The organism is Streptomyces sp. NPDC033177, assembly GCF_055577715.1.
Genome location: NZ_JBVIPS010000013.1, coordinates 196754 through 213393, shown reverse-complemented (window position 1 = coordinate 213393; position 16640 = coordinate 196754). Strand labels below are relative to the sequence as shown.

Sequence of the window (16640 nt, the reverse complement as noted above, 5' to 3'; positions counted from 1 at the left end):
GATGGCGGTCGCGCCTGACGCCCGCGATGCGCCGTGCCGCAAAGGACCGAGAGGCGCTGGCACCTGGCTTTTGATGGCCTGGTGTCGGGGCGTGCGAAGTCGACCCGGTGACCCGGATCGCCACAAGAAGTGTACGGGACCCGCGAGGCAGCGGGTGACGCCGATGTCCACAAGCGGCTGGTCATCCACAGATCCGGGCCATGATCCCCGCGGACCGGCCCGACGCGGGACGGTTCTGCCATGTCTCACATGCGAAGAAGGCTGAGCAGAGGGCTGGTTTCTGTGCTGGCGGCCGTGGCACTGATCACTGCGGTGCCGCTCCCGGCCGGCGCCGCCGGGGAGCCGGTACCGAAGGCCGGCCGCGCTTGGCCCGTGGGGGTGCGGCCCGTTGTCGTACGGGGCTGGGAGCCTCCGGCGACGGAGTACGGCCGGGGCCACCGGGGCGTGGACCTCGCGGCGACGCCGGGCTCGGTGGTCCGGGCCGCGGCCGCGGGCAGGGTCTCCTTCACCGGCCGGGTGGCGGGACGGGGAGTGATCTCCGTGGAGCTGACGGGCACCGGCGCCCCGCCCCTGCGCACGACGTACGAGCCGGTGCGGGCCACGGTCAAGAAGGGCGCCCAGGTGGCGGCGGGCGGGACGCTGGGGGTGCTGGAACCGCCCCGCGCCCACTGCCCGGGCAGCTGCCTGCACTGGGGGCTGCTGCGGGGCGAGGCGTATCTGGACCCGCTGTCGCTGATGCCGCCATGGCTGCTGCGAAGCGGGGCCGCCCGCCTGCTGCCGGTGATCGATGTGCCGTTGCTGCGGCCGGTCCCCCTGTGGGCAGGCGTTCTGCCGGGCCTCGACGTGCGAGGCCTCAGCCCCGCACACCCCGCAGGGCCATGGTCACGGCCGCCTCGGTGATGGCGGACGGGTCCTCCGCGGCGCCCAGCTCGATGCGCCGCACCGCCGCGTCCACGACACCCTGCAGGAGCATCGCCGCAAGCCGTGGCTCAGCGTGCCCCAGCTCGCGCAGCGCCTCGCCGATCATGGCGACGAGCCCTCCGTGCGCGGCCCGGATCTTCTCGCGCGCACCCGCGTCCAGCTCGGCCGCGGAGATCGCGACGACGGCCCGGTGGCGCCGGTCCCCCACCAGATCGAGCTGCCGCCTGACGTACGCCTCGACCTTGCCCTCGGCGGTGTCGGCGCCCTCCATCGCGGCGGAGACCTCCGCCGCCCAGACGGGGAAGTCGACCTCGCACAGCTCCTCGACGACCGCGGCACGCGACCGGAAGTACTCGTACACGGACGACCGCGCGAGCCCCGTGCGTTCGGCGAGGGCGGGGAAGGTCAACGCCTCCGTACCGCCCTCGGACAGCAGGGACCGCGCGGCGTCCAGGAGGGCGCCGCGCTGCATCGACCGGTGCTCGGCCACAGAGGCCGCTCGAATCCTTGGCACGCCCTCCACTCTACGGACGTGACCGCGAGGACGGGAGTCGATGCGCTCCGCCGAACCCCACACCCCGATCGCACGGCACATGCCAGGGGCAGGGACGATTCAGCGGGCTCAGCGGCCAAAACTCGCCAGCTTCGCCCGCAGCTGGAGCACCGACTTCGTGTGGATCTGGCTCACGCGGCTCTCCGTCACACCGAGCACGTTGCCGATCTCCGCGAGCGTCAGGCCCTCGTAGTAGTAGAGCGTCACGACCGTCTTCTCGCGCTCCGGCAGCGTATTGATCGCGCGCGCGAGCAGCCGCCGCAGCTCGCGGTCCTCGGCGACCTCCACGGGGTTGTCGGCGGCGGTGTCCTCGAGGGTGTCCATCAGGCTGAGCCTGTTGCCGCCCTCGCCGCCGACGTGCAGCAGCTCTTCGAGGGCCACCACGTTCGCCAGCGACAACTGGCTGAAAATGGCATGCAGTTCCTCGATGGCGATCCCCATCTCGTGGGCGACCTCGCCCTCCGAGGGAGTACGCCGCAACTGCGCTTCGAGCGTGGCGTAGGCACGCTCGACGTTGCGTGCCTTCTGCCGCACGGACCGGGGGATCCAGTCGAGGGCCCGCAGTTCGTCGATCATCGCGCCACGGATGCGGGTGATCGCGTACGTCTCGAACTTGATGGAACGCTCGATGTCGAACTTCTCGATCGCGTCGATCAGACCGAACACCCCGGAGGACACGAAGTCCGCCTGCTCGACATTGGGCGGAAGGCCCACGCTGACCCGGCCCGCGACGTATTTCACCAGCGGCGAGTAGTGCAGGATCAACTGTTCGCGCAGCCGCCCGTCCCCCGTGTTCTTGTACGAACGCCACAGCTCGTCCAGCGACGAGGGGGCGGGGGGCCGCTCCCGCTCGCCGCTCCGGGCGGCGGGAGGAGCCGCCGCCCGATCGGACCCTGAGGTGTGCTGGGGCATTTGTTGCCTTGAGCCGTTCTGCCGTGAACTGGTGAGGTCTTGCGAGCCGATGGGTTGGCCCGCGCCCGCGAGGTGGTGAGTTTGCGTGAAGTGAATGAGGTTGTCCGTCTGCTTGCCTGTGGTTGCCTGTCCGCGTCGGAATCCTTGTGAGCGTAGCGTGACTGGAGTGTCGCAGTGTGCGAACAGCAGGGGATCCCGCGTACGCAGATACGTTCCGCTGAGCGCCCCACCGAGTACCCCTCGTCGCCGTCCGTGACGAGCTTGAAGCGTCAACTGCGGCCGCTCCCAAGGCCATCGGGGGTTCATCCAGACGGCCGAACACGGTCGGTCACGAACCGCCTCCCTCCGGCAAGACCGACACAATCGCCTGGCGTGTCAACTGCCAGCCGTCGCCGTGTCGTTCGACGAACCCGAGAGAGCGCAACTCGTACAGCCGACCGATCGCCATATCCACCACCGTGGCCGCCCCGAGTGCGATCTCCCGGGGCGACGCAGTTCCCCGGCCGGGCACCGCCGCCAGGACGCGGGCGGCGTCCGGGGCGAGCAGATCGCGCGGCACGACGGGCCCGCGCCGCTCCGGGGCCAGCTCGCCCATGTCGCCCACCAGCTCGACGACGTCCGCCGCGTCGGTCACCAGGACTCCGTCACGCCGCAGCAGTTCGTGCACCCCCGCCGAGAGACCGCTCGTCGCGGGGCCCGGCACCCCCATCGTGAACCGCCCGAGCTCCTGAGCACTGCGCGCCGTGGCGAGCGCACCACTGCGGTAGGCGGCCTCGACGACGACACTCCCCCGGGTGAGAGCGGCGATCACGCGGTTCCTGAGGATGAAACGACTCGGGGTGGGATGGTCCCCGGGCGGCAACTCCCCCACCAGCAGCCCCTGTTCCGCGATCCTCCTGAGCAACTCGGCGTGACCCCGCGGATAGGCCTGATCGACCCCGCACGCGAGCACCGCGACCGTGGCCCCACCGGCCCCCAGCGCCCCCCGATGCGCGGCACCGTCCACCCCATAGGCACCACCCGACACGACCACCCACCCCCGCTCGGCAAGACCCGCACCCAGACCGGCGGCCATGTGCGCCCCGTACTCCGTGCAGGCACGCGCGCCGACCACGGCCACCGACCGCAGCGCCCATATCCGCAGGCTGGGCTGCCCCCGCACCCATAGCCCCACGGGCCGCGCGTCCCCCAGGTCGTCCAGCTGGGCGGGCCACTCCGCCTCCCCCGGACACACGAAGCGCACCCCGGCGTCCCGCGCCACCGCCAGGTCACGCCCTGGCCTCGCCTTCGCGGCCCGCGCCCGTAACCCTTCCCACCTCACCGGAGTCGCCCCGGCAAGCCGCCCCTCCCCCTCGACCAGCCGCCGCACCACTTCGGCGGCCCCGGTCTCGCGCAACCACCGCCCGCCCACCGCGTCCCCCGGCTCCAGGATCCGGGTCAGGGCGACCCTCGCCAGCCGCTCCTCCTCCAGTGTGCTGCTCGGGTCCGGGGTCATGTCAGCGCCCCGATCGCCATCGGCACGCCCCGCGAGATCCCCGTACGCAACTGCAGTGCCAGGGCGACATCCTGAGCCCCGGGCCGGCCCCGTCCCGCGAGGTCCGCGACGGTCCAGGCGACCCGCAGGACGCGGTCGAGCCCCCGGGCCGTCAGGAAGCCACGCTCCAGGTCGAGTTCGGCCGCGTCCAGGGCGCCCGGTTCCGCCGGCCACCGCGTGCGCAGCGCGTGTCCCGGCACCTCGCTGTTCGTGCGCCAGCCGGTGCCGGTCAGCCTGCCCGCCGCGCGCTCCCGGGCGGCGCACACCCGGTCGGCGACCGTCTGCGTGGAGTCCCCCGGAGTGCCGTGCCCGGCCAGCTCGGAGCGCGTGACGGGCTCCACCTCGACCTTCAGGTCGACCCGGTCGAGCAGCGGTCCCGACAGCCGCGCCTGATAGCGGCGGATGACGGACGCCGGACACTCGCAGCCGTCACCAAGAAGGGTGTGCCGGCCGCAGGGACAGGGGTTGGCGGCGAGCACCATCAGGAACTTCGCGGGCAGGCGCACCACCCCCGCGCTGCGAGCGATCACCACGTGCCCGGACTCCAGGGGCTGGCGCAAAGAGTCCAGGGTCTGGCCGCTGAACTCCGGCGCCTCGTCGAGAAAAAGCACCCCGCGGTGAGCCAACGAGACCGCCCCCGGCCGCGCGATTCCCTTGCCTCCGCCCACCAGCGACTGCATCGTCGCGGAGTGGTGCGGCGCGCAGTACGGCGCGGTGTCCACCAAGGGCTTCCCCGGTGGCAGCATGCCCGCCACGGAGTGGACGGCCGTCACCTCCAGGGACTCCTCCCGGGTCAGCCGAGGCAGGATGGCCGGCAGCCGCTCCGCGAGCATCGTCTTCCCCGCACCCGGCGGGCCCTGCAGAAAGAGGTGGTGCCCACCCGCCGCCGCCACCTCCACGGCGGTCCTGGCCGAGGTCTGGCCGACGACATCGGCGAGGTCAAGGGCGAGCCCGTCGTCCAGGCCGCCGCTGAGCCCCGTGCCCACACCGGTCCCGGGCACACAGAGCCCCGCGAGCATCGGATCCGGACGCCCCGGCTCGTCAGGCTCCTCCTCCGGCACCGGCTCATCGGTCAGCACGGCGATCAGCTGCCGCAGGCTGCGCACTCCGAGGACCGACACCCCCGGCACCAGCGCGGCCTCGGCCGCCGTGCACTCGGGGACGACGACCTGCTCATAGCCCGCGTCGGCCGCCGCGAGGACCGCGGGCAGCACTCCCCTGACCGGCCGCACCCGCCCGTCGAGCCCCAGCTCACCGATCATCACGATGTCGGTGAGCGTCCGCGGATCGATGCGCTCCGCCGCGCCGAGCACCGCGCAGGCGATCGCGAGATCGAAGCCGCTGCCGCCCTTGGGCACCGACGCCGGGCTGAGGCCCACGGTGAGCTTTTTCTGCGGCCACTCCCCTCCGGAGTTGACCACCGCGGCCCTGACCCGGTCCTTGCTCTCCGTCAGGCTCTTGTCCGGGAGCCCGACCAGCGTGAACGCCGCCACGCCCGGCTCCAGGTCGGCCTGCACCTCGACGACCACGCCCTCGACGCCCACCAGAGCCACGGAACACGTACGCGCGAATCCCATCAGGCCACCCCCCGCGCGTGCTCCACGACAGGGGCCCCGCGGCGGGGGATCAGGACGCCGACGAGATCGATCCGCACCCCGCCCGGCGGTGGGCCGCCCCGCTCGTCGATCCAGCGCTCGGCGAGACGCCGCAGCCGCTCCGCCTTGGCCTGGCCCACGGCGGCCATCGGGTGCTGATAGATCCCCGAGCCGACCAGGGCGGCCCTGCGCGTCTTGACCTCACAGACGACCAGCGCTTCACCGTCCATGGCCACGATGTCGATCTCGCCGGTCCTGCCGCCGCGCCAGTTGCGCTCCAGAACCGTCATCCCGGCCTCGCCCAGCCGCCGCGCGGCCAGATCTTCGCCGTACCGCCCGAGTGCCCCACGTGCGTTCATGTCGGAACCACCTCCGACACCCACACTGGGGCTCGGCCCCGAGCGCTGTGGATCTTGGTGGACGACTCAGCCGTTGTGGATAACTCGCTCACCCGTGGCGGTGAACCGAGCGGTGAACTCAGCCGCCCGGCAGCTCGAGGTCGCTCTTGTTGAGCTCCTCGATGTTTACGTCCTTGAACGTGAGGACGCGCACCTGCTTCACGAACCTGGCAGGCCTGTACATGTCCCACACCCAGGCGTCCGCCATGGACACCTCGAAGAAAACCTCACCCTGGACCGAGTGCACCTGCATCTCGTAGTCGTTGGTGAGGTAGAAGCGCCGTTCGGTCTCGATCACATATTTGAACAGACCGACGACATCGCGGTACTCCCGGTAGAGCTTCAGCTCCATCTCGGTCTCGTACTTCTCGAGGTCCTCGGCGCTCATGGCATGTTCCCCTTCAGCCGTGCGTCCCCCTATTGTGCGTCAGCCCCTGGAGCCTCTACACGATTTCCGTGTCGAGGGTCTCGGGCCGGCTCGGAGGACCCTCGTCGAGCAGCCTGCGAAGCAACTCGGCGAGCCTGGTCGGATACACCGTCTCATGTGCCTCGGTCAGTTCCTGGCACGTCCACCATCGCGCTCCCGCGACACTCCGCCGTTCCAGCTCCGTCAGCCCCGCGGCCCGCGTGTACGTCTGCGACGTACGCGCCAGGAAGTACCGCTCGTCCTGGTCCCAGCGCCGTCCGGCGAAGGGGAAGGAGCAGAACCGCTGCCACAGGGCGGGGCCGAGCTCGACCTCGGTGATGCCCGTCTCTTCCATCAGTTCACGCAGCGCCGCCTGTTCATGCGTCTCGTCGCCCTCCAGACCACCGCCCGGTGTGAACCACCAGTCGTCCGTCGCGTCCTCCGGCTCATGGCCGTGCAGCAGGAGGATGCGGTCCTGCGGGTCGAGCAGCACCACCCGCGCGACCCTCCGAAGCGCCTCCGGCTGCGGCTCCTCAGCCGACATGGGCGCTCTCCCCCGAGCGGTCACGGCTCCGCGGACGCTCGCGCCCGCGCCGCAGCCGCTTGGCCACCGGGCCGTACGCCGCGCCGCCCAGGACGAGGACGGCGCCGGCCACCACCGCCCACACCATGAGCCGCACGGGCCCGGGGTCGGAGATGCCTCCCGGCATGTCCGCGAAGCCCTCGGGGCGTTCCAGCGTCCCGAACCTCTCCGACGGCCAGGCCACCGCGTCGACCCGCCCCTCCACCGCACCGCGCGGCACGGAGCCACGGTTCGAGTCGCCCAGGTGCACGCTGGAGTCCAGGGAACCGCTGCGCTCGTCACCGAGCAGGAAAAGGTTGCCCTTGGGGACCGTGGTGGCCGGGATTCCGGTGGCCGCGGCACCCGTACCCTCCGGAAGATACGGTTCTGCGACGGGCTTGCCGTTGACCATCAGCTTGCCGTCGGTGCAGCAGGAGATCCGGTCGCCGCCCACGCCGACCACGCGCTTGACCATCGGCAGGTCGCCCCAGCTCGCCTGCCGGAAGACGACGACGTCACCGCGGCGCACCTCGCTGCCGTCGATCCGCTCCGCCAGGACCCGGTCGCCCGCCCCGATCGTCGGCGTCATCGACCCGGTGGGGACGGTGTAGGGCTGGTACAGGACGGCGCCCCAGATGAAGCCTCCCAGGAAGAGCACACAGCCGAGGGCCACGGCCAGTCCCGACAGCACGCTGCCGAGCCGTCCGTGGCCCTCGTCCGTACGTTGTGTCCTGCTCATCCCAGTGCTCCCCCATGTCGGAGACGACCCCGCGCCCCTACGAACAGGAGCGCGGAAGATCAGCGATCTGGGACGGCACCCTACCCGGCGGTACCTCCGCCAGAAACCCTCGCGGCCTGCGCGGCAGCCACCGTGAGACGACGTCGGCGCCAGAGCACGACCGGCACCGCGCCCGCGAGCCCGAGAGCCGCGGGGGCCGCGCTCATGGCGGCGTTGATGCCCTGCTGGTCGAAGGTGTCCGGCTTGGGCAGCGTCGCCCAGCGGGTGGGCGGCCAGGCGATCACGATGGCGCGGCCCACGACATTGTCCACGGGGACGGCGCCGCCGCCGGGCTGGTTCTGGTGGTAGCGGGAGTCCAGCGAGTTCTGCCGGTGGTCGCCCATGACCCAGATCTTGCCCGCGGGCACGGTGACCTTGAACTGACCGCCCTGGTCGTCGACGGTGCACGGGGTGTTGCCCTCGAAGACGTACGGCTCGTTCAGCGCCTTGCCGTTGACCTTCACCGGTCCTGTGCCCTTGCACTCCACCGTGTCGCCGCCGACCGCGATGACCCGCTTGATCAGGTCCTTCTCGTCGGCGGACGGCATCAGGCCGACCCAGCCGAGGACCCGCTGAAGCGCGTTCGGGTCGGGCGTCGGCTCACCGTCCAGCCAGTGGCCGGGGTCCCTGAAGACGACGACCTCGCCGCGCTCGGGCTCCGAGCCGAACCACGGGGTCAGCTTGTCGACCAGGACGCGGTCGCCCTTCTGGAGCGTGTTCTGCATCGAGTCCGAGGGAATCGAGAACGCCTGCACCAGGAAAGTCTTGATCACCAGCGCCAGGATCAGCGCGATGCCGATGAGGAGCGGCAGCTCCTTCCAGAAGGAGCGGGGCTTGCTCGCCCCCTTGGCCGGCTTCCCGTCCGTCTCACCGGGTGCGGGCCTGGCGCCCGCGGTGTCACTCCCGGGGCTCACGCCGCCCGCCGTGGCCTCGGCCTCCGGCTCGTCTGATCGCCCTGGCTGCTCCTCGGGCCCACCGTGTCCGGACCGTGCGCCGACCGCCACATCCCCCACATCCACTCCTCAGTCCGTGCCGCTGCCCGCTCCTGATGCGATGCAGGCCCACCACTCCCATAACGAGCGGGAGTTCCGCAGGGGTCGGGAGTCCGGTCAATCCGTGTCGATCGCCTGGGGCCACCCTATGCGACGGCCCCAGGGCGGTGTCCGACCCCGCACGCGCGTCGGGCACCGACGCGTACGTATCGGGCTCCTCCAGTTTCCGCCAGTGGTCGAAGGGCCAGGCGATGACGAGCGCGCGGCCCACCACGCTGTCCTCGGAGACGGTGCCGCTGAACTTCTCGGTGCGGTGGAAACGGGAGTCGGCCGAGTCGGAGCGGTGGTCACCCATGACGAAGAACCGGCCCTCGGGGACCTTCACCTCGAACGCGAAGGACGAGGGCTCGTCCCCCGGATTGATGTAGGGCTCGGTGAGGGGGACCCCGTTGACCATGAGCTTCTTGTTCTTGTCACAGCACTTCACGGTGTCGCCGCCGACGCCCACGACGCGTTTGATCAGGTCGCGTTCGTTGTCGGAGGGAAGCAGTCCGATGAAGGCGAGGCCTTCCTTGACCTGCTTGACGCCTACGGGGTCGTCCTTTTTCTTGGTCTGTTCGTCCTTGAGCCAGTTGCCGGGGTCCTCGAAGACGACGACGTCGCCGCGCTCCGGCTTGGCGCCGAACCACGGGGTGAGCTTGTCGACGAGTACGCGGTCGCCGATCTTGATCGTCTGCTCCATCGAGCCCGAGGGGATCACGAAGGCCTGCACCAGGAAGGTCTTCAGGACCAGGGCTATGAGGAGCGCGACGCCTATGAGGAGAGGTATCTCCTTGATCGCGGAGCGCTGCCTGCGCCGCTTGACCTTCCGCGCGAGCTTGCGCCGCTCGGCCCTTCCGGGCAGTACGGGACCGGTGGTGGGCCGGGAGCCGGTGGGCAGCCGGGTGTCGGCCCGGTGACTGGCGGCGCGTGTACGCCCGCGGTTACCCATGCGCGCCGCCTGGTGCCGGCACGCGCGCGTAGCTGTCGGGACGCTCCAGGGAGGTCCAGTGTCCGATGGGCCAGGCGATCCAGTCGGCCCTGCCGATCACGGAGTCGACGGGGATCATGCCGCCGCCGGGCTGGCCCAAGTGGTCGCGGGAGTCACGGGAGTCGCTGCGGTGGTCACCGAGGAGGAACAGGCTGCCTTCGGGGACGACCGCGACGAAGGGCACCTTCGAGGGGGCGTCCCCCGGGTACAGGTACGGCTCGTCGACGGGCTCGCCGTTCACCATGATCCTCCCCCGCTTGTCGCAGCAGACCACCCGGTCTCCCCCTACCCCTGCGACCCGCTTGATGTAGTCGGCATCTCCGAAGTAGCCGCTGCCGTCGAAGACGACCGCGTCACCTCGCTGCGGCTCGGACCCGAAACGGTACGCCAACTTGTTGACGAGTACCCGGTCTCCGACCCGGAACGCGGGCTCCATGGAGCCGCTGGGGATCTGGAAGGGCTGCATCACGAAGGTGCTGACGAGCAGCAGGGACACCATGCAGATCAGCAGTGTCAGGGTGGCTCTGCCGCCGGGCAGCCAGGACACGAAGGACACAAAAGCGGAGCGCGACCGGTCCTCCGTCCCCTCGGACTCACCCTCGCGCTCGGCGCTCGGGGAGTCAGTGGGTGGGGAGGAGCGGTCGCGCTCCGTGTGCTGTGCTTCGGTGTCCATCGGATCCAGATGCTATCCGGCTCCGCTGTGGACCCGTGCGCGAGCTCAGTTGTCGCGCTTCTCCTTGATCTTCGCGGCCTTGCCGCGCAGCTCACGGAGGTAGTACAGCTTCGCGCGACGCACGGCGCCGCGGCTGACGAGCTCGATCTTCTCGACGATCGGGGTGTGCACCGGGAAGGTGCGCTCCACGCCGACGGAGAAGGAGACCTTGCGGACCGTGAAGGTCTCGCGCACGCCGGCACCCTGGCGACGGATGACTACGCCCTTGAACTGCTGGACACGGGAGCGGTTGCCCTCGATGACGCGCACGTGGACGTTGACGGTGTCACCCGGGCGGAAGGCCGGGACGTCGGTGCGCAGCGAAGCGCTGTCGACGGAGTCGAGCAGGTTAGCCATGATCGTCTGCTTTCTTCACTGATGCCACAGGTCATCAGCGGGAAGTTCGTGATGAGGATTCGATAGCTGTTCGCGTCGGGCGGGCGTCGTTCCCCCTGTGGCAGGGGCGCGCGCTGGACGTACAGCAGCGGCCTATTCTTCCACGGCCTGGGGGTCTCGCCCAAATCGGCCGTCGGGCCCCGGGCGCCACCCCAGGATCGAGAGCATCTCGCGGTCTTTCTTGTCGAAGACGGCGGGGTCGCAGCGCTCGATCAGATCGGGCCTGTTGCGGACCGTGCGCCGCAGCGCCTCGTCCCTGCGCCAGCGTGCGATCTTGCCGTGGTGGCCGCTGATGAGCACGTCCGGGATGCCGTGACCGCGCCACTGCGGAGGCTTCGTATAGACGGGGCCTTCGAGGAGGTTGGCCATGGCGCCGGGCGCGAAGGAGTCGTCGCGGTGTGACTCGGCATTGCCGAGGACGCCGGGCAGGAGCCGGGCCACGGCCTCGGTGACGACCAGGACGGCCGCCTCGCCGCCCGCGAGGACGTAGTCACCGATCGACACCTCGTAGACGGGCATCCGGGTCGCGTACTCGTCCATGACCCGGCGGTCGATGCCTTCGTACCGCGCGGGCGTGAAGACCAGCCAGGGCCGCTCGGAGAGCTCGACGGCGAGCTCCTGGGTGAAGGGCCGCCCGCTGGGCGTGGGGACGACGAGGACGGGCCCGTGGGCCCCGGCCTCGTATCCCTCGGCGAGTACGTCGTCGAGGGCCGCGCCCCAGGGCTCGGTCTTCATGACCATGCCGGGGCCGCCGCCGTAGGGGGTGTCGTCGACCGTGTTGTGGCGGTCGTACGTCCACTCCCTGAGGTCGTGCACGTTCACGTCGAGCTGTCCACGCGCGCGTGCCTTGCCGACGAGGGAGACGTTCAGGGGTTCCAGGTACTCGGGGAAGATCGTGACGACGTCGAGCCGCATCAGGCGTCGTCCCCCGAGGGCCTCTCGTCCGAAGGCTCCTCGTCGTCCCTGGCCGAGGCGATCTCAGCCCGGTCGTCGATCAGGCCGGGCGGCGGGTCGATGATCGCCCGCTGCTCCTCCAGGTCGATCTCGGTGACGATCGCCTCCACGAAGGGGATCATCACTTCGCTGCCGTCGGGCCGCTCCACGATGAACAGGTCCTGCGAGGGCAGGTGCGAGATCTCGGTGATCCGGCCGACCTCGATGCCGTCCTTGGTGACGATGTCGAGGTCCATCAGCTGGTGGTCGTAGTACTCGTCCTCTTCCTCAGGAAGCTCCTGAGGGTCGATCTCCGCGATGAGGAGCGTGTTGCGCAGCGCCTCGGCGCCCGTGCGGTCGCGTACGCCCTCGAAGCGCAGCAGGAGGCGGCCGCTGTGCACCCGGCCGGCCTCGATGGTCAGCGGCCCCGTGGAGGCGGGGTCGGTGGCGAGTACGGCGCCGGGGCCGAGCCGCAGCTCCGGCTCGTCGGTCCGCACCTCGACGGTGACCTCACCCTTGATGCCATGGGCGCGGCCGATTCGCGCGACTACCAGCTGCACTGCTCTTTCTCCTGTGTCTGCAGACGACTACGGGCCGAGGAAGGCCCAGAAGCCCTCCCCGGCCCGTGCCGGTGCTACCTGTGGTTCAGTGAACCTGGTCCACGTCGACGAGGTCGACGCGGACACCGCGGCCGCCGATGGCGCCCACGACGGTCCGCAGAGCGCGCGCGGTACGGCCGTTGCGGCCGATCACCTTGCCGAGGTCGTCCGGGTGGACCCGGACCTCGAGCACACGCCCCCGGCGCAGGTTGCGCGAGGCGACCTGCACGTCGTCGGGGTTGTCGACGATGCCCTTCACGAGGTGCTCGAGAGCCTCCTCGAGCATGCTCAGGCCTCGGTCGACTCGGTGGACTCGGCCTTGGCCTCGTCCGCCTTCTTGTCAGCCTTCTTGGCCTTCTGGGTGATGGCCTCACCCTTCGCCTCGTCGCCCTCGAGGCCCTTGGTGAAGGCCTCGAACGCGGCGCGCTTGTCCTTGGGCTCCGCGACGAGCAGCGGCGCCGGGGCCGGAAGGCCCTTGTGCGCCTGCCAGTCACCGGTGAGCTTCAGGATCGCCATGACCGGCTCGGTCGGCTGAGCGCCGACGGAGAGCCAGTACTGCGCGCGCTCCGAGTCGACCTCGATGCGCGAGGGGTTCTGCACCGGGTGGTACAGGCCGATCTCCTCGATGGCCCGACCATCACGGCGGGTACGGGAGTCGGCGACGACGATGCGGTAGTGAGGCGAACGGATCTTGCCCAGACGCTTCAGCTTGATCTTGACTGCCACTGGAGTGGTGTCTCCTGGTCTTGACGTGGTTGGGCACAACGAGATGCCACGTGGGGTTGCGGTACTCGGGGTGCCCGATGGACGCGTCAGCCGGAGGCGAGAGGGTTCCTATGCGGCTGTCGAGTACAGCTAGCCATTGTGCCATACGTCGCCGGGGCGCCCGAATCCGGTCCGGGCGCCCCGGCGACGCATCCCCAGCTCAGCCCGTCAGCCCGCGGCGGCGCCGACCACTTCCGGGATACGGAAGGGCTTGCCGCAGCCGCCGCAGACGATGGGCGCCTGGGCGAGCACCGAGGGGACCACGCGGACGTTGCGTCCGCAGTCGCAGACCGCCTTGACGCGGACGCCGCCCCCGGAGGAGCCGTGCCGGGCGGCCGGGCCCCGGAAGCTGCGTGCCGTGTCGGCGGCGGTCGCCGCGGTGTGCGCCTTGAGGGCGCGCTGGAGCCGCTCGATCGTCGGGCGGTAGCGCTTGCGCGCCTCGGGGTTGAGCGTGACCAGCGAGAAGCCGCTGCTGGGATGCGGCTCATCGGGGTGGTCCAGGCCCAGCTCCTCGGCGATCGCGAGGAATCTGCGGTTGTGATAGCGGCCCGCGCGTGAGGTGTCGCGTACGCCGCGAGACGCGGCGATGCCATGGACTGCCTCGTGGAGCAGTCGCTCGAAGGAGAGTTCGGCGCCGCAGGCGGACGACGACTCTCCGATCAGGGATTCGGGCGCGGCAAGATCGGGCAGCTCGGGGTGGTGCCGCTGAATATCGGCCCACGCCTGTGCCAGCTCTGCGGCGAGAACAGGTGGTGTCGTGCTCACGTCGTGAACAACGAGCCGGGGTGCCCAGGGGTTCCATTCCGGGGCATCCCAAATAATTTGCACGTACCCGTCAGTTGTCATTGATGCGTCCGGACGAGGGCGGGTGCGCTGATCTGCCCAGAAGCCTCGCAGCTCATGGCAAGCCGGTACGTAGTGGCGCGTACGCCCCGGCGCGTAGAAGAAGCGCGCACACCGGGACTCGTGTCACCTCGGCAGGCGTACGAGCCGAGGGCGAGCGCGCCGGTACCGGAGGCGCCCGCGTCAGTAGGCGCGGGCCACCACGGCGACGTTACCCGGGGTCTCATCGGCGTCCGGCACCGCCCCGTCCTCCGTGACCAGACACCGTACGGACACGGAGTGCTCCGCGAGCTTCGCCTCGCCCTCCGGGCCGAGCGTGGCCCAGGGGATACGCGCCCAGCCGCCGGCGGCCGTGGCCTCCACGGCCTCCCGCACCGTGGCGACGTCCGAGGTACGGGACTCCCGGCGTTCGCGGGCCTGGTCCAGGAGCAGCTGCTGGCCCTCTTCGAGGAGGGTGGGCAGCAGCGTCGCCAGGGAGTCGATCGCCACCGGCTCCTTGCCGCCCCTGCCGTGCTCGTCCACGATGCGGCGGGCCACCATCGCGGTGCCGTTCTCCAGGTCGCGCGGGCCGACCTCGACGCGCACCGGCACTCCCTTGAGCTCCCAGTCGACGGCGCGGCGCCCGAAGGGGACGTCCGTGCGGTCGTCGACCTGGACGCGTACGCCGGCGGCCTTGAGGCGATCGCCGATCTCGCGGACCTCGGCGAGCACCGCGTCGTCGCCCTTGACTGCGAGGACGACGGCCTGGACCGGTGCGAGGCGCGGCGGGACCCGCAGGCCGCTGTCGTCGCCGTGCATCATCACCAGGGCGCCGATCATCCTTGTCGTACTGCCCCAGGAGGTCTGCCAGACCAGCTCCTGCTTGCCCTCCCTGGAGAGGTACCGGGTGTGGAAGGCCCTGGCGAAGTTCTGGCCGAGCTCGTGGCTGGTGCCGAGCTGGAGGGCTTTGCCGTCGCCCATCATGCCTTCGAGCGTGAGGGTGTTGACGGCGCCCGCGAAGCGCTCCTTGGCGGTCTTGCGGCCCAGCACGAAGTCCATCGCGAGGACGTCCCGCATGAAGGCTCCGTAGACGTCACGGTGGATGCGGGCCGCGAAATCGCGTGCTTCCTCGTACGTCGCGTGGGCCGTGTGGCCCTCCTGCCAGAGGAACTCCGACGTCCGCAGGAAGAGCCGGGGGCGCAGCTCCCAACGGACCACGTTCGCCCACTGGTTGATCAGGAGCGGCAGGTCTCGGTAGCTCTGCACCCACTTGGAGAAGTACTCGTTGACGATCGTCTCGGAGGTCGGGCGGATGACGACCGGCTCCTCGAGCTCCTTGCCCCCGCCGTGCGTGACGACGGCCAGCTCGGGGGCGAAGCCCTCGACGTGCTCGGCCTCCCTGGTCAGGTACGACTGGGGGATGAGGAGAGGGAAGTACGCGTTCTGGGTACCCGTCTCCTTGATGCGGGCGTCCATGTCCTGCTGCATGCGTTCCCACAGGCCGTAGCCGTACGGCCGGATCACCATGGTGCCCCGCACCGGACCGTTGTCGGCCAGCTCGGCCTTGTTGATCAAGTCCTGGTACCAGCGCGGAAAGTCTTCCGCGCGGGGCGTGAGTACGGGTGCCTTAGCCATGGCGCGCATGGTACGGCGGGCCTCCGGAGCGCGTGTATTGAATTCTTCCGGGGCTTCTTCGGGGGGCGCACGACGGTGGCACGCAAGCATTGCCCCACAACCTCTGGACGCCGCGACGGATGCGGAGTTCTCTGGCATACAGGGGGAGTGCGAGCGCACTGCACGGGGGAGGACGAACCGTTTGAATACGACACTCCAGCAACTCTCGGCGGATTGGGGCGCTTTCGATGTCACCTACACTCGCGCAGCCGCACCTCCCCCGCGCGGGCACGACCCCCCGCGGCGTGGACCGGTGCGCACGCGCGCGTGACTGGGCGGAAATCCAGGAACGGATGCTGGTCCCGCTCTATGAGGCGGTGTACGAACGACTCGACGTAGGCGGCGGAACACGGCTTCTCGGCCTCGGTTGCGGTTCCGGGCTCGCCCTCCTGATGGCGGAGTCCCGGGGCGCGTCGGTCACCGGAGTCGACACCTCGGCACCCGAACGGCTCGCCCTGGCACGCGAACGCCTGCTGCCGGAAACGGCCTCGGACACACAGCGTCACGGCGGCACCGGCGCCCGGCTCGTCGAGGGAGGCCCCGCCGACGTCTCGGGGCCGGACACCCCCACCTTCAACACCGTGACCGCGTTCCAGCCGATCGGGTGTGTGGCGGGCGACTCCGAGGGCCTCTCCGGCCTCCTGGAGTCCAGCGTCCCGCTGACCGGGCGCGGCACCCCCGTGGTGCTCGTCGGCTGGGGTCCGCCGGAGCGCTGCACGACCTCTTCTGTACTGAAGGTGGCGACCAAGCTCGCCGACCCTCTCCGTAGTGCGGGGAGTTGGCGCCCCGCGCTCCGTGACGACCTGGAGGAGGTCGCCCAGCGGGCGGGCCTCAAGCCGGACGGCTCGGGCCGCGTCGCGTGCCCCTTCGGGTACGCGGACACCGAAAGCGCGGTCCGCGGCCTGCTCTCCACGGGGCTGTTCGACGCGGCGGTGGGCGCGACCGATCAGGTACAGGTCGACAAGGAACTGACGGAGGCCCTGCACCCGCACAAGCGGCGGGACGGGACGGTGTGGATGCCGAACGTGTTCCGGTACTTGATCGCGCGTACGCGGTAG

The 16640-nt window shown here is 70.5% G+C and carries 20 protein-coding genes; 2 read left to right on the top strand and 18 right to left on the bottom strand.

Annotated features, from left to right (window positions below):
- Window positions 1-240 precede the first annotated feature (240 nt).
- Entirely contained in the window at window positions 241-900 is a 660-nt protein-coding gene (locus tag ACZ5U5_RS37480; RefSeq protein WP_469030889.1) for a M23 family metallopeptidase, read from the top strand.
- Here the strand turns inward: ACZ5U5_RS37480 and ACZ5U5_RS37475 are convergent.
- The 18 genes from ACZ5U5_RS37475 to proS form a co-directional block, all read right to left on the bottom strand.
- Window positions 854-1411, bottom strand: coding sequence for a TetR/AcrR family transcriptional regulator (locus ACZ5U5_RS37475; protein ID WP_344525419.1), 558 nt, complete (start codon window positions 1409-1411; stop codon window positions 854-856). The genes ACZ5U5_RS37480 and ACZ5U5_RS37475 overlap by 47 nt on opposite strands.
- A gap of 132 nt (window positions 1412-1543) precedes the next feature.
- The gene (whiG, locus tag ACZ5U5_RS37470; protein ID WP_469030888.1) at window positions 1544-2386 is read right to left on the bottom strand and encodes an RNA polymerase sigma factor WhiG; all 843 of its coding nucleotides are present in this window, start codon (window positions 2384-2386) and stop codon (window positions 1544-1546) included.
- 328 nt (window positions 2387-2714) lie between these two features.
- Window positions 2715-3881 carry a DNA-processing protein DprA gene (gene dprA / locus ACZ5U5_RS37465; protein ID WP_469030887.1) on the bottom strand — a complete coding sequence of 389 codons (1167 nt, stop codon included), beginning with the start codon at window positions 3879-3881 and terminating at the stop codon, window positions 2715-2717.
- The gene (locus tag ACZ5U5_RS37460) at window positions 3878-5497 is read right to left on the bottom strand and encodes a YifB family Mg chelatase-like AAA ATPase (protein WP_469030885.1); all 1620 of its coding nucleotides are present in this window, start codon (window positions 5495-5497) and stop codon (window positions 3878-3880) included. Before ACZ5U5_RS37460 ends, dprA begins: the two co-directional genes overlap by 4 nt.
- Window positions 5497-5874 carry a YraN family protein gene (locus tag ACZ5U5_RS37455; RefSeq protein ID WP_363212539.1) on the bottom strand — a complete coding sequence of 126 codons (378 nt, stop codon included), beginning with the start codon at window positions 5872-5874 and terminating at the stop codon, window positions 5497-5499. Before ACZ5U5_RS37455 ends, ACZ5U5_RS37460 begins: the two co-directional genes overlap by 1 nt.
- A gap of 118 nt (window positions 5875-5992) precedes the next feature.
- On the bottom strand, window positions 5993-6301 hold the full coding sequence (locus tag ACZ5U5_RS37450) for a DUF2469 domain-containing protein (protein ID WP_003965949.1): 309 nt from the start codon (window positions 6299-6301) through the stop codon (window positions 5993-5995).
- A gap of 55 nt (window positions 6302-6356) precedes the next feature.
- Window positions 6357-6863, bottom strand: coding sequence for an NUDIX hydrolase (locus ACZ5U5_RS37445; RefSeq protein ID WP_469030884.1), 507 nt, complete (start codon window positions 6861-6863; stop codon window positions 6357-6359).
- Window positions 6853-7620, bottom strand: coding sequence for a signal peptidase I (gene lepB / locus ACZ5U5_RS37440; RefSeq protein WP_469030882.1), 768 nt, complete (start codon window positions 7618-7620; stop codon window positions 6853-6855). Before lepB (ACZ5U5_RS37440) ends, ACZ5U5_RS37445 begins: the two co-directional genes overlap by 11 nt.
- Before the next feature lie 80 nt (window positions 7621-7700).
- The gene (gene lepB / locus ACZ5U5_RS37435) at window positions 7701-8672 is read right to left on the bottom strand and encodes a signal peptidase I (protein WP_469030880.1); all 972 of its coding nucleotides are present in this window, start codon (window positions 8670-8672) and stop codon (window positions 7701-7703) included.
- Window positions 8557-9642, bottom strand: a complete 1086-nt coding sequence (gene lepB / locus ACZ5U5_RS37430; protein ID WP_469030879.1) for a signal peptidase I — start codon at window positions 9640-9642, stop codon at window positions 8557-8559. The genes lepB (ACZ5U5_RS37435) and lepB (ACZ5U5_RS37430) overlap by 116 nt, the downstream gene beginning before the upstream one ends.
- Entirely contained in the window at window positions 9635-10354 is a 720-nt protein-coding gene (lepB, locus tag ACZ5U5_RS37425; protein WP_469030877.1) for a signal peptidase I, read from the bottom strand. Before lepB (ACZ5U5_RS37425) ends, lepB (ACZ5U5_RS37430) begins: the two co-directional genes overlap by 8 nt.
- A 45-nt stretch (window positions 10355-10399) precedes the next feature.
- The gene (gene rplS / locus ACZ5U5_RS37420) at window positions 10400-10750 is read right to left on the bottom strand and encodes a 50S ribosomal protein L19 (RefSeq protein WP_469030876.1); all 351 of its coding nucleotides are present in this window, start codon (window positions 10748-10750) and stop codon (window positions 10400-10402) included.
- Between the two features lie 132 nt (window positions 10751-10882).
- Window positions 10883-11704 carry a tRNA (guanosine(37)-N1)-methyltransferase TrmD gene (gene trmD / locus ACZ5U5_RS37415; protein WP_363212533.1) on the bottom strand — a complete coding sequence of 274 codons (822 nt, stop codon included), beginning with the start codon at window positions 11702-11704 and terminating at the stop codon, window positions 10883-10885.
- Entirely contained in the window at window positions 11704-12282 is a 579-nt protein-coding gene (gene rimM, locus ACZ5U5_RS37410) for a ribosome maturation factor RimM (RefSeq protein ID WP_469030874.1), read from the bottom strand. The genes trmD and rimM overlap by 1 nt, the downstream gene beginning before the upstream one ends.
- An 85-nt stretch (window positions 12283-12367) precedes the next feature.
- Window positions 12368-12607: an RNA-binding protein gene (locus ACZ5U5_RS37405; protein ID WP_030361979.1), complete on the bottom strand. Its 240-nt coding sequence runs from the start codon at window positions 12605-12607 to the stop codon at window positions 12368-12370.
- 2 nt (window positions 12608-12609) lie between these two features.
- Entirely contained in the window at window positions 12610-13047 is a 438-nt protein-coding gene (gene rpsP, locus ACZ5U5_RS37400) for a 30S ribosomal protein S16 (protein WP_363212531.1), read from the bottom strand.
- 207 nt (window positions 13048-13254) lie between these two features.
- The gene (locus tag ACZ5U5_RS37395; RefSeq protein ID WP_365864749.1) at window positions 13255-13851 is read right to left on the bottom strand and encodes a hypothetical protein; all 597 of its coding nucleotides are present in this window, start codon (window positions 13849-13851) and stop codon (window positions 13255-13257) included.
- 261 nt (window positions 13852-14112) lie between these two features.
- Window positions 14113-15543 (bottom strand): proline--tRNA ligase, encoded by a 1431-nt coding sequence (proS, locus tag ACZ5U5_RS37390; RefSeq protein WP_469030871.1) that lies wholly within the window; start codon window positions 15541-15543, stop codon window positions 14113-14115.
- Window positions 15544-15770: 227 nt separating this feature from the next.
- Between proS and ACZ5U5_RS37385 the strand changes: the two genes are divergently transcribed.
- On the top strand, window positions 15771-16640 hold the full coding sequence (locus tag ACZ5U5_RS37385; protein ID WP_469030869.1) for an SAM-dependent methyltransferase: 870 nt from the start codon (window positions 15771-15773) through the stop codon (window positions 16638-16640).

What these genes read in the sequence shown, in the direction of transcription:
- ACZ5U5_RS37405 (WP_030361979.1), bottom strand. Translation starts at nt 12,607, where the DNA reads ATGCTCGAGGAGGCTCTCGAGCACCTCGTGAAGGGCATCGTCGACAAC.
- trmD (WP_363212533.1), bottom strand. Translation starts at nt 11,704, where the DNA reads ATGCGGCTCGACGTCGTCACGATCTTCCCCGAGTACCTGGAACCCCTG.
- dprA (WP_469030887.1), bottom strand. Translation starts at nt 3,881, where the DNA reads ATGACCCCGGACCCGAGCAGCACACTGGAGGAGGAGCGGCTGGCGAGG.
- lepB (WP_469030877.1), bottom strand. Translation starts at nt 10,354, where the DNA reads ATGGACACCGAAGCACAGCACACGGAGCGCGACCGCTCCTCCCCACCC.
- ACZ5U5_RS37385 (WP_469030869.1), top strand. Translation starts at nt 15,771, where the DNA reads ATGTCACCTACACTCGCGCAGCCGCACCTCCCCCGCGCGGGCACGACC.
- ACZ5U5_RS37460 (WP_469030885.1), bottom strand. Translation starts at nt 5,497, where the DNA reads ATGGGATTCGCGCGTACGTGTTCCGTGGCTCTGGTGGGCGTCGAGGGC.
- proS (WP_469030871.1), bottom strand. Translation starts at nt 15,543, where the DNA reads ATGGCTAAGGCACCCGTACTCACGCCCCGCGCGGAAGACTTTCCGCGC.
- ACZ5U5_RS37455 (WP_363212539.1), bottom strand. Translation starts at nt 5,874, where the DNA reads ATGAACGCACGTGGGGCACTCGGGCGGTACGGCGAAGATCTGGCCGCG.
- lepB (WP_469030882.1), bottom strand. Translation starts at nt 7,620, where the DNA reads ATGAGCAGGACACAACGTACGGACGAGGGCCACGGACGGCTCGGCAGC.
- ACZ5U5_RS37445 (WP_469030884.1), bottom strand. Translation starts at nt 6,863, where the DNA reads ATGTCGGCTGAGGAGCCGCAGCCGGAGGCGCTTCGGAGGGTCGCGCGG.
- ACZ5U5_RS37480 (WP_469030889.1), top strand. Translation starts at nt 241, where the DNA reads ATGTCTCACATGCGAAGAAGGCTGAGCAGAGGGCTGGTTTCTGTGCTG.
- ACZ5U5_RS37450 (WP_003965949.1), bottom strand. Translation starts at nt 6,301, where the DNA reads ATGAGCGCCGAGGACCTCGAGAAGTACGAGACCGAGATGGAGCTGAAG.
- whiG (WP_469030888.1), bottom strand. Translation starts at nt 2,386, where the DNA reads ATGCCCCAGCACACCTCAGGGTCCGATCGGGCGGCGGCTCCTCCCGCC.
- lepB (WP_469030879.1), bottom strand. Translation starts at nt 9,642, where the DNA reads ATGGGTAACCGCGGGCGTACACGCGCCGCCAGTCACCGGGCCGACACC.
- rplS (WP_469030876.1), bottom strand. Translation starts at nt 10,750, where the DNA reads ATGGCTAACCTGCTCGACTCCGTCGACAGCGCTTCGCTGCGCACCGAC.